Source organism: Veillonella sp. ICM51a, assembly GCF_000524355.1.
GTDB lineage: Bacteria > Bacillota > Negativicutes > Veillonellales > Veillonellaceae > Veillonella > Veillonella atypica.
Window position 1 is genome coordinate 62,105 of the sequence record NZ_JAPX01000030.1, and the last position, 13,748, is coordinate 75,852.

Below are 13,748 nucleotides of genomic sequence, written 5' to 3' on the forward strand. Positions count from 1 at the left end.
TTATAATATAATCTCTTATTACTAAAAATAGCTATTAGATGATTGTGTATCAAATCAACTAATAGCTATTTTTGTATATTTCTCAAGAAAAAGCCTTTATTTTATTAAACATCAATGGGTTTGGCATATTTTTTTCTGTATGAATGGGGCGTTTCATTGGTAGCCATTTTAAATATTTTGCAGAAATAACTAGTCCGATTATATCCAAGTGTTTTACTTATTTGATTAATCGTTAATTGTGAGTAGGCTAGCAATTTCTTTGCTTCTTGTATGCGTAGTAGTGTTATGTATTGCACTACTGAGAGCCCTGTGTCATCTTTGAAAATTTTAGAGAAGTAGGACTCGCTTAAATGAATATGTTCTGAAATTCTCCTTAGAGATACACGTTTGCTCAGGTTTTTTTCTATGTATAGCATAGCTTTTCGAATCTCTGGACGATTAATAGGTCGTTCAGTTTCTACGAAGTCTGGCAATTGTTCATAAGGCATTTCTTCGGCTATGACATCGTTAAATGGAAAATAATGCTCTACTAAGATCCGCAACACCTTTGTAGCACTGTAAATTTGTTCAGCAGTCAGAGTGGGTAATGCTAGATACAAGGCACGAAGTTTAGTGTCATGGTGCCAGTCTGTTTGGGTCGGTAAAATTGGCTTAATAGTTGTATCTTCTGTTTTTGTTTGTCCTGCCATGATGAAGCCTAAGATGGCACCATCTTTCATAATCGGCACAGAAAAATCTATGAGTCCCATATGACAACGGTATGGGCAGGAAGATAGTTCTTTTGTAGCATCTAGTCCGCCATATAAGTCGCATTGATTACAACGTTTGGCATAGGTTGAATTGCGCCTAACAACTTTGCAAAATGGAGAAAAGTTATACTCCTGAGATAACACTTTTCCACGATTATTTACAAAAATTGCCGCAATTTTTGTTATATTTGTGAAATCACGCATGATTTCGTTAATAAGTTTTGTATCTGTTGTGGTACAAATCATATTGGAGTCTCCAATCACAAATGTGTTAAGAGGTCTAGAATACACACCAATTTAATAGCTCTACTTGCTCTCTATCTAATATGCTGGCTCTAAACCTAAAAAGAGAAAAGTGACATATTAAATAAAATTCATATACATATAATTAGAGGTAATTACTCTTACGTATTCACCTTTATATGTAGGAGTATAACAAAATTTTAGTATTTTGATAATAGAAAAATCATATTTTACAAATATTCATAAAAAAGTTATATTTGAAAGTTTCTATAATAAAGATATAGATATCCATATTATTTCATAAATTTAGAAAGGATTGAGCCCAATGAATAATGAACAATAAAGCATCTCTATAAATTTATGGATATGGGAACTTTAGTCGTTTATATATTTGAGTAAATACTGAAGTTACCTTACGTTACACATAAGGAGGGTATTATGGCGACTACATGTGGATTAACCGAATTTGTGGGTACTAGCAAAACAGGTGATACTATAGGTCTCGTAATTGCTAATGTTGATCAACAAGTATTAGATGCGATGAAATTAAAGAAAAAATATCGTTCCATCGGTATTTTAGGTGCGCGTACTGGTGCAGGTCCACACATTATGGCAGCTGACGAAGCAGTAAAAGCAACAAATACAGAAATCGTTAGCATCGAATTACCACGTGATACTAAAGGTGGCGCAGGCCATGGTTCATTAATCATCTTTGGTGGTGATGATGTATCCGATGTAAAACGAGCTATTGAAGTGGCATTGGCTGAAGTGGAACGCACCTTTGGCGACGTATACGCAAACGATGCTGGTCATATTGAGCTTCAATATACAGCACGTGCTAGCCACGCGGTAAATGCAGCATTTGGCGCTCCTGAAGGTAAAGCCTTTGGCCTTATCGTAGGTGCTCCAGCAGCGATTGGTGTAGTGATGGCCGATGTAGCTGTTAAATCTGCAAACGTTGATGTAATTGGTTATGCATCACCTTCTGCAGGTACAAGTAATTCTAATGAAGTAATTTTACAGATTTCTGGCGATTCTGGGGCTGTGCGACAAGCGGTTATTTCTGCTCGTGAAGTAGGTAAACAATTGCTCGGTACTATGGGTGACGAACCAGTGAACGGAGCCCCTTCCTATATCTAATCTGAAAGGATGGTATGCCCTATGAAATCAAAACGTTTCGAAGTCTTAAGTCAACGTCCTGTTAATCAGGATGGTTATGTAAAGGAATGGGTAGAGGAAGGTTTTATAGCCATGGAATCTCCTCAAGATCCAAAGCCTAGCCTCAAAATCGAAGGCGGTCGCATCGTTGAACTCGATGGTAAACGCCGTGAAGATTTTGATCTTATCGATACATTTATTGCGAACTACGGTATCGTTCTCGATGGTGCTCAACAAGCGATGGCAATGGACTCAAAAGAGATTGCTAATATGATGCTTACACCATCAGTGCCTCGTGAAGAAATCGTTAAGATTTGTAAATCTATTACCCCAGCGAAAATGCTGGAAGTTGTTTCTTGCATGAACGTTGTTGAAATGATGCAATGTATGCAAAAAATGCGTGCTCGTCGTACAATGGCTAACCAAGCCCATGTAACGAACGTAAACGACAACCCAGTACAAATCGCAGCGGATGCTGCAGAAGGTGCGCTTCGTGGGTTCGCAGAAGAAGAAACAACAGTTGCAGTTGCTCGTTATGCACCACTTAATGCGATCAGCTTACTTGTAGGTTCTCAATGTGGTCGACCAGGCGTATTGACTCAATGCTCCTTGGAAGAAGCAACAGAATTGGAACTTGGTATGCGTGGCTTCACAGCTTATGCAGAAACTATTTCTGTATATGGTACAGAAGATGTATTTACTGATGGTGATGATACACCTTGGTCTAAAGGCTTCCTCGCATCTGCTTATGCATCTCGGGGCCTTAAAATGCGCTTTACTTCTGGTACAGGTTCTGAAGTACAAATGGGCCAAGCAGAAGGTAAATCTATGTTGTACCTTGAAATCCGTTGCCTATACATCACAAAAGGCGCTGGCGTACAAGGTATCCAAAATGGTTCTGTAAGCTGTATCGGTATTCCAGCAGCCGTACCTTCTGGTATCCGTGCTGTATTAGCAGAAAACCTTGTAGCAGCTATGCTCGACCTTGAATGTGCATCTAGTAATGACCAAACATTCAGTCACTCCGACTTGCGTAGAACAGCTCGTACATTGATGCAATTTGCACCTGGTACTGACTTCATCTGCTCTGGTTATAGTTCTACACCAAACTATGACAACATGTTCGCTGGTTCCAACTGGGATGCAGAGGACTATGATGACTGGACAGTTATTCAACGCGACCTCAAGGTAAATGGTGGTCTTATTCCTGCTCGCGAAGAAGAAGTCGTAGCAGTACGTAATAAAGCGGCGCGTGCATTACAAGCTTTGTTCAAAGCCTTAGGCTTACCTCCAATTACAGATCAAGAGGTAGAGGCTGCTACCTATGCGAATGGTTCTAAAGATATGCCTCCTCGGGACAAGGTTGCAGATATTAAAGCGGCTCAAGACTTGTTGAATCGCGGTGTTACAGGTGTTGACTTCGTAAAAGGCTTAGCTAAAGAAGGTCATCAAGATGTAGCACAAAGTATTTTGAACTTATTAAAACAAAAAATCTCCGGCGATTACTTACAAACATCGGCCATCTTTGACCGTGATTTCAATGTTATCTCCGCGATTAACAATAGAAATGACTATCAAGGTGTTGGCACAGGGTATCGTGTGGAAGGTGAAGATTGGGAACGTATTAAAGATATTCCAAACGCCATTGATCCACGGGATATATAAGGAGGTGTCATGATGGCTGAAATTAACAGAGATGTATTACGTTCTATTATCCTAGACGTTTTACAAGAAATGGGTGGTGTTCATGAGGCACCACAATTCAAGGCTAGTGTTGGTGAAAGCACAGCACCAAGTGCGGCTCCTAGACATGAAGAACCAACTGGTGATGATAGCTGGCTCCAAACTGGTGGACCTGCACAACCTGGTACAAGTGCTGATGAAGTAGTCATCGCTGTAGGCCCTGCTTTTGGCCGCAGTCAACGACAAACCATCGTTGGTGTACCGCATCAAGAAGTAATTCGCCAATTAGTAGCTGGTATCGAAGAAGAAGGTTTAAAAGCTCGTGTAATCCGTGTATATCGGTCCTCTGACGTAGCGGCTGTAGCTGTTGAAGGTGATTCTATTTCTGGTTCCGGTGTATGTATCGGTATTCAATCTAAAGGTACAACCTTGATTCACCAACGGGATTTACAACCACTTTCTAACTTGGAATTATTCCCTCAGGCACCGCTATTAACAGCTGAAACATACCGCGCTATCGGTAAAAATGCTGCTAAATATGCTAAAGGTGAATCCCCAACACCAGTACCAACCTTGAATGATCAAATGGCTAGACCAAAATATCAAGCATTATCTGCATTGCTTCATATTAAAGAAACTAAGCATGTAGTTAAAGGTAAGCCAGCTGATGAAGTCCGTGTCACTGTATAAGGAGGTTTACTATGGCTAATGAATTAGAAACCTTAATTCGTCAAATCGTTTCCGAATTAGAAGGGGCAAAAAGTAATGTAACACATTCCACTGCCCCATATACAACAGCTACTGTAGATAGAGATGTTACAGTAGAAGATTATCCAATTGCAAAAAAACACCCAGAGTGGATTGATCTTGGACAAGGTCGTGATTTGAGCCATATTACGATGGATAACGTAATGGCAGGACACATCACAATGGATGATTTGAAAATTTCTCCATCCATTTTGAAAGCTCAGGGTCAAATCGCTAAGGCAGGGGGCCGAGATCAAATTGAACTCAATTTCTCACGTGCCGCAGAAATGACTAAAGTCAGCGATAAACGCTTACTTGAGATGTATAATGCACTTCGCCCATATCGTTCTTCTAAACAAGAATTGTTAGATATTGCAAGCGAACTCGATGGCCTAGGGGCTCCAATTTGTGCAAATTTTGTGCGAGAAGCTGCAGAGAATTATGAACGACGTAAAAAACTGAAAGGTGATAATTAATCTATAGGAGATGTCATTATGAAACGAATTGTTGGCATCGATATCGGAAACTCTACAACAGAAGCGGCCTTGGCCGAAATTCATAGCAATGGGGAAGTAAAGTTTTTATCCTCTGCTATTGCTAGTACGACTGGTATTAAGGGAACACGAGAAAATATCATAGGTCTCATGGATGCTCTTAAATCGCTAATCAAGTCTGCTAATCTTACACTGCGAGATATTGACTTAGTTCGCATTAATGAGGCTACACCAGTTATTGGTGATGTGGCTATGGAAACGATTACTGAAACGATTATTACAGAATCGACTATGATTGGTCACAATCCTAAAACACCAGGTGGTTTAGGCCTTGGGGTAGGCTATACGGTTCCTATTGAACAACTTATCGACAAGCCGCAAGGTCAGCCATACATCGTGGTAGCTCCAAAGATTATTGATTTTGAGGTTATAGCAAAGCTTATCAATGCATACTGTCAACGAGGGTATGATATTCGAGCTGCTATCCTTCAAGCCGATGATGGGGTGCTCGTCAACAATCGATTGGATAATAAAATTCCTATCGTAGATGAGGTTGCATATATCGATAAAATTCCAATGGGTATGCTTTCTGCTGTAGAAGTTGTAGAACCGGGACAAGTGGTATCACAATTATCAAATCCTTATGGGATTGCCACTGTATTTGAACTTTCACCAGAGGAAACAAAGAATATTGTACCCATTGCTAGAGCCCTCATCGGGAACCGTTCTGCTGTAGTCATTAAAACACCGGCAGGGGACGTTAAAGAACGGGTAATACCGGCAGGTTCCATCATTGTTATGGGAAATGACAGAACTGTATCCGTTGATATATCTGCAGGGGCGGAAAGAATCATGGAAACCCTTGAATCTGTCCATCCAATTGAGGATATCAGTGGTGAACCAGGGACGAATGTAGGTGGCATGCTTGAAAAGGTTCGCCTTACAATGGCGCAATTGACAAATAAATCACCAAAAGACGTATATATTCAAGATTTACTAGCTGTAGATGTGGCTGTTCCTATTAATGTGAAAGGTGGGCTTGCAGGTGAGTTCTCTATGGAACAGGCTGTAGGCATTGCCTCTATGGTTAAGTCAGATCATTTACAAATGGAAATTATCGCAAAGCAGGTAGAAAAAGAGTTAGGCGTACCTGTTGAAATCGGCGGTGAAGAGGCTGAATCAGCTATTTTAGGCGCTTTGACTACACCAGGGACAGCCAAACCAATGGCTATACTCGATTTAGGAGCGGGTTCTACTGATGCATCTATCATCAACCAAGAAGGGAAAATTAAGGCCATTCATCTTGCAGGGGCAGGAAATATGGTAACCATGTTAATCAACTCCGAACTTGGTTTAGAGGACATGCATATTGCAGAAGCCATCAAACGAGATCCATTGGCTCAAGTGCTTAGTGTATATCATATTCGTCACGAAGATGGAACGGTGCAGTTCTTTAATGAACCACTTTCTGCAGCATTGTTTGGTCGTGTTGTTATTGTCACTCCTGATGGGCTCGTTCCTGTAGAGCGAGATATCCCCTTAGAAACGATTAAGCGCGTCCGTCAAACGGCAAAGAAGCGGGTGTTTGTAACAAATTCTCTCCGTGCCTTGGCATCTGTTAGTCCTACTCATAATGTGCGAGATATACCATTTGTTGTTATCGTTGGTGGTTCTGCATTAGACTTTGAAATTCCTCAACTCGTAACCGATGCACTTTCACAATATGCATTAGTAGCAGGTCGAGGTAATATTCGAGGCGTTGAAGGAGCACGAAATGCGGTAGCAACAGGATTGGTATTATCCTATGCACAGAAGGGAGGCCTATGATGGATCAAAGTATCGTCAGTAAGCCAACCATATTGCTGTATGCTACAGAGCATATCAGTGAGGATGTACTAAAACCCGTTCTATATGGTATTGAAGAGGAAGGTCTACCTGTTGTCATTGAATCCCATTGTGGTACGCATATGGCATTGGCTGATTTAGCATCTCGTAATTCAGCTTTGTCCGTAGGCATAGGCGTTGATGAACAAGCTATTGTATTGACCTATAAAAATATACCAGCGCATCAATTTATCTACCGACTTAGTGATTACAGTCAATATCCAGATAGCTTACGCACCTTAGGTGTCAATGCAGCTCGTCTTGTAAAAGGAAACCCTTTCGTTTCTGATGAACGATTGGAAGTGGCCTTTTAAATATAACTAACTTGAGAGGTGGTGCATATGGCTATTTATACGAAAACCGGTGATGCAGGTACAACGGCCTTATTTGATGGGACACGGGTACCTAAAAATTCACTTCGTGTGGACACATATGGAACCTTTGATGAATTAAATGCACAGGTTAGTGTATGTGAGAAATTGGTCGTCTCACCAGACAATAAGCATGTGCTTCACACATTACAACATCAGCTCTTCCGCTTATGTGCGGAGGTAGCAACGCCTCATGTAGAAAATCTTAGTGAAAGCAGCAATTTGATTTCACAACAAGATATAAGCGAATTGGAACACATGATTGATGACTATACAAAGAGATTGCCGCAGCAACATAGCTTTATATTAAGCGGAAATTATCTATCTGCTGCAGAGCTACATGTGGCGCGCACAATCTGTCGTCGCGGTGAACGGTTGCTTATTAGCTTAGGATCTGTAGAACCAATTCGCGATGAGGTTCGTAAATTTATTAATCGACTATCTGATGCTCTGTATATCATGGCTCGCATGGAAGACTATGTACAATTTGTAGAAACAATTGTAGAACGCGTTTCAGAACGTGTAGCAACTAGTCCTGCGGAAATACTGATAGAAACCAATCAATGCGTAGGTAATATAGAGCATACTACTGAAAATGGCGTTTATGATATGACAACTGGAACAGAGTTAGAGCATATTATGACGAAGCTTTCACAAACAGCAATGGACTACGCTCAGTCCATAGATGTACCTATCGTTGTATCTATAGTAGATGCAAATGGTATATTAATGTATTTCCAACGTATGTCAGATGCATTGCTCATTAGTAACGACATCGCACAGGCAAAAGCGTATACCGCAGTGGCGCTTAAATCAGCAACTCATGAAATACATCCAAGCGCACAGCCTGATGGTGACCTATTTAATATAGAATCCATGGTAAACCGTAAAATCTGCACCTTTGGTGGAGGATATCCAATCATCATGAATGGAAAGATTGTTGGAGGACTTGGCATTAGCGGTGGTACCGTGGCACAGGATATGGACATTGCATCTCACGCATTACAATCTTTGTTAATTTAATGAGGTGAAAACAATGGACGTAACACAAATGTATATTAGTGAATTTGTTGGTACAGCCGTTTTAATTGCATTTGGTAATGGTACAAATGCATCAATTCTGTTAAAGAAAACAATAGTAAGTGCTTTTGGTACTAACTGGTTAAATATTATTTTTGGATGGGCTTTTGCCGTAGCCTTTGGTGTGTATGTTGGGATTACACTTGGTGGTCCCGGCCATTTGAACCCAGCTGTTACCTTTGCCCTTGCTGTGGCGGGTATATTTCCTTGGGATCAAGTGGTTCCAATGTCTATTGCTCAAATTGCTGGTGGTTTTACAGGTGCTGCCATTGCTGCACTATTCTATTATCCACACTTTAAAGTAACCGGTCCTGACGAAGGTAACTGTGTAGGAATTTTTGCAACAGGTCCAGCTATTGATAATAAACCTTTCAATTTGATATCTGAAATTATAGCAACGTTTATGTTTATGTTAGCTATTCTCTGTTTAGGTAAAATGGCTGATGGTTTAGCACCTATGGTCATCGGTATCTTGGTAGCATCTGTTGGTATGTCCTTTGGTGCAACAACAGGATATGCCTTAAATCCAGCGCGCGATTTTGGCCCACGCTTAGCATATTTCTTACTACCGATTCCTAATAAGGGAACTGCGAACTGGCAATATGCATGGGTACCATTTATTGGTCCGTTGATTGGGGCAGGTTTGGCAGTATTATTCTTCCAATTAGTGGCGCCTTAATTATAGCTAGAGTATATAAAACAAGGACGAACTATGGTGTGTCGGTATAGTTTAAAGAATACATATTGAATTAGGAGGAAATTATATGGCCTTTCAAGAGGTAATTGATGCAAAACAGCGCATCATACAAGAATTTGTACCCGGAAAGCAGGTTACGATAGCACATGTTATTGCCAATCCTAAGCCTGATTTATTTAGGAAAATGGGGCTAGAGGAAAAAGGGCGTAATGCCATTGGAATTCTTACCATAACACCTGGCGAAGGGACCATTATTGCAGCCGATATTGCGAGTAAATCTGGTGATATCGAAATTGGTTTCATCGATAGATTTTCGGGGGCACTTCTTATAACTGGTGATGTATCTGCTGTTGAATCTGCATTGCGTAGTGTAATTGAAGGATTGCAACGCATATTAGGATTTTTCCCAACAGATTTAACAAGATCCTAATGAAAGGATAATTATGAGCACTGAAAAGAAAGAAAAGCGTATCCTTCTAGTAGGACGTAGCGGTTGTGGAAAGACTACATTAGCAGATACGATTACACATGGCTCAGCTACGTATCATAAGACACAAGCGATAACGCGCGTGGGAAACTTCATCGATACCCCTGGAGAATACATGGAAAATCCTAATTATTATCGAGGCATTATCTTGCACGCCTATGATGCGGATTTAGTGATTTTCATGATTCCTGCAGGTGATGAAACAACCATATTCCCACCAAGTTTTGGGAACTCCTTAAACCGCGAGGTTATAGGTGTTGTATCAAAGGTGGATACGGGTAAAGATATAGAGGCGCCTCGACGCAATCTCAAATTAGCGGGAGCTACTAAGATTTTCGAAATATCAGTTCACGACGAAGAGTCGTTAAAACAATTATGTAACTACATATACGGTTAGTTGAAAGAAGGTTTTTCCATGGACAAAGGTTTTGAAGAACAAGTTAATCAATTTATTTTAAATAAGGCGATCATTCCAAAAAGCTTGGGTCTATGGGAACGATATTTCAAAAAAATGTGTCTTGCTTGGCAGGATATGAAACCTGAGATTCATGCTCAGCATATTATCTTTTCTGCAGATAATGGTATTTCTGTAGATGGTTTAATCGGTTATAACTATGAGATTACCCGTAAACAATCTCAGAATATGATTGATGGTAAAAGTGCAGTTGCTAATTATTGTATTTTTAACCATATTCCTTACGAAGTGGTAGATGTAGGCATTGCTTGCCCCCGAGGTATTGGGGTCAATCGAAAGGTAGCTCAAGGCACGAAGAATATATTAGATGGTGCTGCTATGAGTGATGAAGAATTTGACCTAGCATACCAAGCGGGATATAACCGCGTTGTCTACTATGCAGAATCGGGAATTAATCTATTTTCCTTCGGAGAAATGGGTGTTGGTAACACGACTACGTCAGCAGCTGTCTTAAGTGGTCTTACAAAGCTAGACCCACGGATAACCGTAGGTCCTGGATCCGGTCCTGAGGACGAAGCGTACATGAATCAAAAACGTGAGTTTGTGCGGACTGCACTATCTCATCATAAGGGGCACTTAAATAGTCCAAAAGAAGTAATTAGTCGCGTAGGTGGCTTTGATATAGCCGCTATTACAGGCGCTATGGTAGCTTGTACAGACCTACATATTCCATTTGTAATCGATGGATATATTACAGCAGTTGCAATGGCTTGTGCTACTCAAATGAATGGAGAAGCTCCATTATACGGCATTCCATCTCATTATTCTCGCGAGGTAGGGATGGCCGCAGCATTGGCTTATGCAAATATTCGTCTTGATGAAGTTCCAATCCATGGACAAATGGCATTAGGAGAAGGAACTGGTGCTGTACTAATGGTACAACTACTTAAAACAGCACACTTTGCCTTTATGAATATAGGTACCATGGTGGAACTATTAGAAAAATAAAATTTGTAACCTTTGTTTTATATTTTGTAAAAGGAGAGAAAACAGATGACACAAGAAGCATTAGGTATGGTGGAAACTAAGGGCCTAGTAGGCGCAATTGAAGCAGCTGATGCAATGCTTAAAGCAGCTAATGTAGAATTAGTAGGCAATGAAAAAATTGGTTCTGGTCTTGTTACTGTTATGGTTCGTGGTGATGTAGGTGCTGTAAAAGCGGCTGTAGACGCAGGTGCAGCTGCTGCAGAGCGCGTAGGCATTGTTATCTCTACTCATGTAATTCCAAGACCACATAAAGATGTAGAAGGTATTTTACCAACAAAGGGTGAATAATTATGGCCGATACTAAAAGTATGGTAGATGAGATTTTAAAACGCGTGTTGATGCGTATAGATGATGCTGACTTGGGTGATATTACAACTAATACAGCAAATAACGTGCCTGGTGCATGTGACTCAGCGACTATAAAATTACCTACCGTCTCACAACTACAAACTTCTATGATTACTGAACACGTAGGTAGCACTACAACTGGCGATACAATTGGTCTCGTAATTGCCAATGTAGATAGTCAAGTATTGGAAGCTATGAAGCTCACTAAGTCATATCGATCCATAGGTATCTTGGGTTCACGAACAGGTGCAGGACCACAAATTATGGCTGCTGATGAAGCTGTAAAAGCAACGAATACAGAGATTGTTAGTATTGAGTTCGCTCGTGATATGAAAGGCGGTGCCGGAGCTGGTTCCCTTATCATATTTGGTGGCGATGATGTATCTGATGTAAGGCGTTCTGTGGAGGTCGCATTACGTGAATTAGAACGCACCTTTGGTGAAGTATATATGAATGAAGCTGGTCATGTAGAAATTCAATATACAGCTCGTGCAGGAGAAGCATTAGTTACTGCCTTTGGTACACCAGAGGGTAAAGCTTTTGGATTAATCGTTGGTGCGCCAGCAGCTATCGGTGTAGTTATGGCGGATACAGCAGTTAAGTCAGCTAATGTAGATGTGGTAGGCTATCGTTCACCATCTAGCTCAGCTATGAGTAATGAAGTTATTTTACAAATCAGTGGTGATTCAGGGGCTGTTAAACAGGCTGTAAAAGCAGCGCGTGATGTAGGCCTAGCATTGCTTGAAACTATGGGAAACGTACCTAAGAACACAGGTTGTTCCTATATAATCTAGATATTCAATCTTTTATATTGGTTTAATATAATTGCCACGTTGTAATGAATGATATTTTCATAATATGAATCTTAAAAGCGAATCATCTAGAAAGTTAGTTAATGGGAGGTGTTATGGTGAAAGATTCACTAGGGTTACTAGAAGTAGCAGGCTTACTGGGGGCTATCACCGCATCAGATGCAATGGTTAAAGCTGCAAATGTACGGCTTATAGGCATAGAAAAGGCAAGAGGTCTTGGTTGGATGACCGTAAAGGTTGTTGGTGATGTGGGAGCTGTTGAGGCAGCTGTTCAGACTGGTGTAGCTATTACAAAAGATATGAATCTTTATGTAGCTCATAAAGTAATTCCAAGACCTGCAGAAGGTTTGGTGGAATCCTTTAATGATGACTTTACAGATAAGTTAGATAATGTATCTGATGATACAAAATTAGCTGAGAATTCTGTGGATAATGAATCAGTAAAAACAGACGTTATTACTTCTGTGGAAGAGAAACCTGTATTAGATGAAAAGGTTGTTGAGGTGTTAGACGAAATTGTATCTACAATTGTAGAACCGAAAAGTTCTAAGTCAACAGAGACTAAAAAAACAACACCAAAGAAAAAAACTAAAAAGAAATAAAGTAGTAAAAAATAAAGGAGATTATCATGAATAACGCATTAGGCATGGTAGAAACAAAAGGTTTAGTAGGCGCAATTGAAGCGGCTGACGCAATGGTAAAAGCAGCTAACGTTACATTAGAAGGTACCGAAAAAATTGGTTCCGGTCTTGTAACTGTCATGGTCCGCGGTGATGTAGGTGCTGTAAAAGCGGCTGTTGATGCAGGTTGTGCAGCAGCACAAAAAGTAGGCGAAGTAGTATCTACTCATGTAATTCCACGTCCTCATAGTGACGTAGAATTAATCTTACCTAAGAAAGGATAATAGTTTATGGATCGGGAAAAGATTCGTGCTATCGTACGAGAAGTGATCGAAGCCATGTTCGAATCATCCATTCCCGTAGGTGTAAGCAATAGACATGTTCATCTATGTCAGGAGGACTGGGATATATTATTTCCTAATCAGGCTATTACTAAGAAAAGTGACTTAAAACAAACTGGAGAGTTTGCATCAGAACAAACAGTTACTTTAGTGGGGCTTAAAGGGGTCATTCAAAATGTCCGCGTATTAGGTCCGCTTAGAAAACAGTCACAAGTGGAGGTTTCTTTGACAGATGCTCGTACATTAGGTATAAAACCTCCTATAGTGTTATCTGGTCATTTAGAATCAGCCGTAGAGATTACTCTATGTACTGAAAATGGTGAAATCACGAAACCTATTTGTATCGCTGCAAAACGACATATTCATATGTCGCCTGATGATGCAAAACGGCTTAATGTAAACGATGGCGATAACGTTAATGTTGAGCTTCAAACGCCAGAACGCACCACTGTATTTGGTGATGTTATCGTTCGGGCCGTGCCCGGTTTTGTCCTAGAACTCCATATTGATACAGATGAGGCAAATGCTGCCAATGTACAAGGTACAGTGATGGCGAGAATTGTACAGTAAAG

Annotated in this window: 17 protein-coding genes; 16 read left to right on the forward strand and 1 reads right to left on the reverse strand. The window is 40.4% G+C overall.

Annotated features, from left to right (window positions below):
- Positions 1-104 precede the first annotated feature (104 nt).
- Positions 105-995, reverse strand: a complete 891-nt coding sequence (locus tag HMPREF1504_RS05145) for a PocR ligand-binding domain-containing protein (protein ID WP_038124001.1) — start codon at positions 993-995, stop codon at positions 105-107.
- A gap of 396 nt (positions 996-1,391) precedes the next feature.
- Here HMPREF1504_RS05145 and pduB (HMPREF1504_RS05150) point away from each other — a divergent pair, with 396 nt between their 5' ends.
- The 16 genes from pduB (HMPREF1504_RS05150) to pduL all read left to right on the forward strand — a co-directional run bounded on the left by pduB (HMPREF1504_RS05150) (position 1,392) and on the right by pduL (position 13,746).
- The gene (gene pduB, locus HMPREF1504_RS05150; protein WP_304412470.1) at positions 1,392-2,132 is read left to right on the forward strand and encodes a propanediol utilization microcompartment protein PduB; all 741 of its coding nucleotides are present in this window, start codon (positions 1,392-1,394) and stop codon (positions 2,130-2,132) included.
- Positions 2,133-2,153: 21 nt separating this feature from the next.
- Complete coding sequence (locus HMPREF1504_RS05155) at positions 2,154-3,815, forward strand: propanediol/glycerol family dehydratase large subunit (protein WP_038124006.1); 1,662 nt, start codon at positions 2,154-2,156, stop codon at positions 3,813-3,815.
- Between the two features lie 9 nt (positions 3,816-3,824).
- The gene (locus HMPREF1504_RS05160) at positions 3,825-4,523 is read left to right on the forward strand and encodes a propanediol/glycerol family dehydratase medium subunit (RefSeq protein WP_156919363.1); all 699 of its coding nucleotides are present in this window, start codon (positions 3,825-3,827) and stop codon (positions 4,521-4,523) included.
- A gap of 11 nt (positions 4,524-4,534) precedes the next feature.
- The gene (locus HMPREF1504_RS05165; RefSeq protein WP_038124012.1) at positions 4,535-5,056 is read left to right on the forward strand and encodes a diol dehydratase small subunit; all 522 of its coding nucleotides are present in this window, start codon (positions 4,535-4,537) and stop codon (positions 5,054-5,056) included.
- 18 nt (positions 5,057-5,074) lie between these two features.
- Positions 5,075-6,901, forward strand: coding sequence for a diol dehydratase reactivase subunit alpha (locus tag HMPREF1504_RS05170; protein ID WP_038124014.1), 1,827 nt, complete (start codon positions 5,075-5,077; stop codon positions 6,899-6,901).
- The gene (locus tag HMPREF1504_RS05175; RefSeq protein ID WP_051411676.1) at positions 6,898-7,272 is read left to right on the forward strand and encodes a glycerol dehydratase reactivase beta/small subunit family protein; all 375 of its coding nucleotides are present in this window, start codon (positions 6,898-6,900) and stop codon (positions 7,270-7,272) included. Before HMPREF1504_RS05170 ends, HMPREF1504_RS05175 begins: the two co-directional genes overlap by 4 nt.
- 27 nt (positions 7,273-7,299) lie before the next feature.
- A complete protein-coding gene (locus HMPREF1504_RS05180) occupies positions 7,300-8,352 on the forward strand; it encodes a cob(I)yrinic acid a,c-diamide adenosyltransferase (protein ID WP_038124020.1) in 1,053 nt (350 codons plus the stop codon).
- A gap of 13 nt (positions 8,353-8,365) precedes the next feature.
- Positions 8,366-9,088, forward strand: coding sequence for an MIP/aquaporin family protein (locus tag HMPREF1504_RS05185; RefSeq protein WP_038124023.1), 723 nt, complete (start codon positions 8,366-8,368; stop codon positions 9,086-9,088).
- An 85-nt stretch (positions 9,089-9,173) separates the two neighbouring features.
- Complete coding sequence (eutS, locus tag HMPREF1504_RS05190; protein ID WP_038117203.1) at positions 9,174-9,536, forward strand: ethanolamine utilization microcompartment protein EutS; 363 nt, start codon at positions 9,174-9,176, stop codon at positions 9,534-9,536.
- A 13-nt stretch (positions 9,537-9,549) separates the two neighbouring features.
- On the forward strand, positions 9,550-9,990 hold the full coding sequence (locus tag HMPREF1504_RS05195; RefSeq protein ID WP_038124027.1) for a EutP/PduV family microcompartment system protein: 441 nt from the start codon (positions 9,550-9,552) through the stop codon (positions 9,988-9,990).
- 18 nt (positions 9,991-10,008) lie between these two features.
- Entirely contained in the window at positions 10,009-11,016 is a 1,008-nt protein-coding gene (locus tag HMPREF1504_RS05200) for a nicotinate-nucleotide--dimethylbenzimidazole phosphoribosyltransferase (RefSeq protein ID WP_038124030.1), read from the forward strand.
- 45 nt (positions 11,017-11,061) lie between these two features.
- The gene (gene pduA, locus HMPREF1504_RS05205) at positions 11,062-11,343 is read left to right on the forward strand and encodes a propanediol utilization microcompartment protein PduA (RefSeq protein ID WP_005385289.1); all 282 of its coding nucleotides are present in this window, start codon (positions 11,062-11,064) and stop codon (positions 11,341-11,343) included.
- A 2-nt stretch (positions 11,344-11,345) separates the two neighbouring features.
- Positions 11,346-12,197: a propanediol utilization microcompartment protein PduB gene (pduB, locus tag HMPREF1504_RS05210; protein WP_071991548.1), complete on the forward strand. Its 852-nt coding sequence runs from the start codon at positions 11,346-11,348 to the stop codon at positions 12,195-12,197.
- 113 nt (positions 12,198-12,310) lie between these two features.
- A complete protein-coding gene (locus HMPREF1504_RS10635; protein ID WP_051411677.1) occupies positions 12,311-12,817 on the forward strand; it encodes a BMC domain-containing protein in 507 nt (168 codons plus the stop codon).
- A gap of 26 nt (positions 12,818-12,843) precedes the next feature.
- On the forward strand, positions 12,844-13,119 hold the full coding sequence (gene pduA / locus HMPREF1504_RS05220) for a propanediol utilization microcompartment protein PduA (protein WP_005385294.1): 276 nt from the start codon (positions 12,844-12,846) through the stop codon (positions 13,117-13,119).
- A gap of 6 nt (positions 13,120-13,125) precedes the next feature.
- Entirely contained in the window at positions 13,126-13,746 is a 621-nt protein-coding gene (gene pduL / locus HMPREF1504_RS05225) for a phosphate propanoyltransferase (RefSeq protein ID WP_038124033.1), read from the forward strand.
- Positions 13,747-13,748: the final 2 nt, after the last annotated feature.

Excerpts from the sequence above, each read along its gene's own strand:
- HMPREF1504_RS05145 (WP_038124001.1), bottom strand. The coding sequence starts at position 995 with ATGATTTGTACCACAACAGATACAAAACTTATTAACGAAATCATGCGT.
- HMPREF1504_RS05155 (WP_038124006.1), top strand. The coding sequence starts at position 2,154 with ATGAAATCAAAACGTTTCGAAGTCTTAAGTCAACGTCCTGTTAATCAG.
- HMPREF1504_RS05160 (WP_156919363.1), top strand. The coding sequence starts at position 3,825 with ATGATGGCTGAAATTAACAGAGATGTATTACGTTCTATTATCCTAGAC.
- HMPREF1504_RS05165 (WP_038124012.1), top strand. The coding sequence starts at position 4,535 with ATGGCTAATGAATTAGAAACCTTAATTCGTCAAATCGTTTCCGAATTA.
- HMPREF1504_RS05170 (WP_038124014.1), top strand. The coding sequence starts at position 5,075 with ATGAAACGAATTGTTGGCATCGATATCGGAAACTCTACAACAGAAGCG.
- HMPREF1504_RS05175 (WP_051411676.1), top strand. The coding sequence starts at position 6,898 with ATGATGGATCAAAGTATCGTCAGTAAGCCAACCATATTGCTGTATGCT.
- HMPREF1504_RS05180 (WP_038124020.1), top strand. The coding sequence starts at position 7,300 with ATGGCTATTTATACGAAAACCGGTGATGCAGGTACAACGGCCTTATTT.
- HMPREF1504_RS05185 (WP_038124023.1), top strand. The coding sequence starts at position 8,366 with ATGGACGTAACACAAATGTATATTAGTGAATTTGTTGGTACAGCCGTT.
- eutS (WP_038117203.1), top strand. The coding sequence starts at position 9,174 with ATGGCCTTTCAAGAGGTAATTGATGCAAAACAGCGCATCATACAAGAA.
- HMPREF1504_RS05195 (WP_038124027.1), top strand. The coding sequence starts at position 9,550 with ATGAGCACTGAAAAGAAAGAAAAGCGTATCCTTCTAGTAGGACGTAGC.
- HMPREF1504_RS05200 (WP_038124030.1), top strand. The coding sequence starts at position 10,009 with ATGGACAAAGGTTTTGAAGAACAAGTTAATCAATTTATTTTAAATAAG.
- pduA (WP_005385289.1), top strand. The coding sequence starts at position 11,062 with ATGACACAAGAAGCATTAGGTATGGTGGAAACTAAGGGCCTAGTAGGC.
- pduB (WP_071991548.1), top strand. The coding sequence starts at position 11,346 with ATGGCCGATACTAAAAGTATGGTAGATGAGATTTTAAAACGCGTGTTG.
- HMPREF1504_RS10635 (WP_051411677.1), top strand. The coding sequence starts at position 12,311 with ATGGTGAAAGATTCACTAGGGTTACTAGAAGTAGCAGGCTTACTGGGG.
- pduA (WP_005385294.1), top strand. The coding sequence starts at position 12,844 with ATGAATAACGCATTAGGCATGGTAGAAACAAAAGGTTTAGTAGGCGCA.
- pduL (WP_038124033.1), top strand. The coding sequence starts at position 13,126 with ATGGATCGGGAAAAGATTCGTGCTATCGTACGAGAAGTGATCGAAGCC.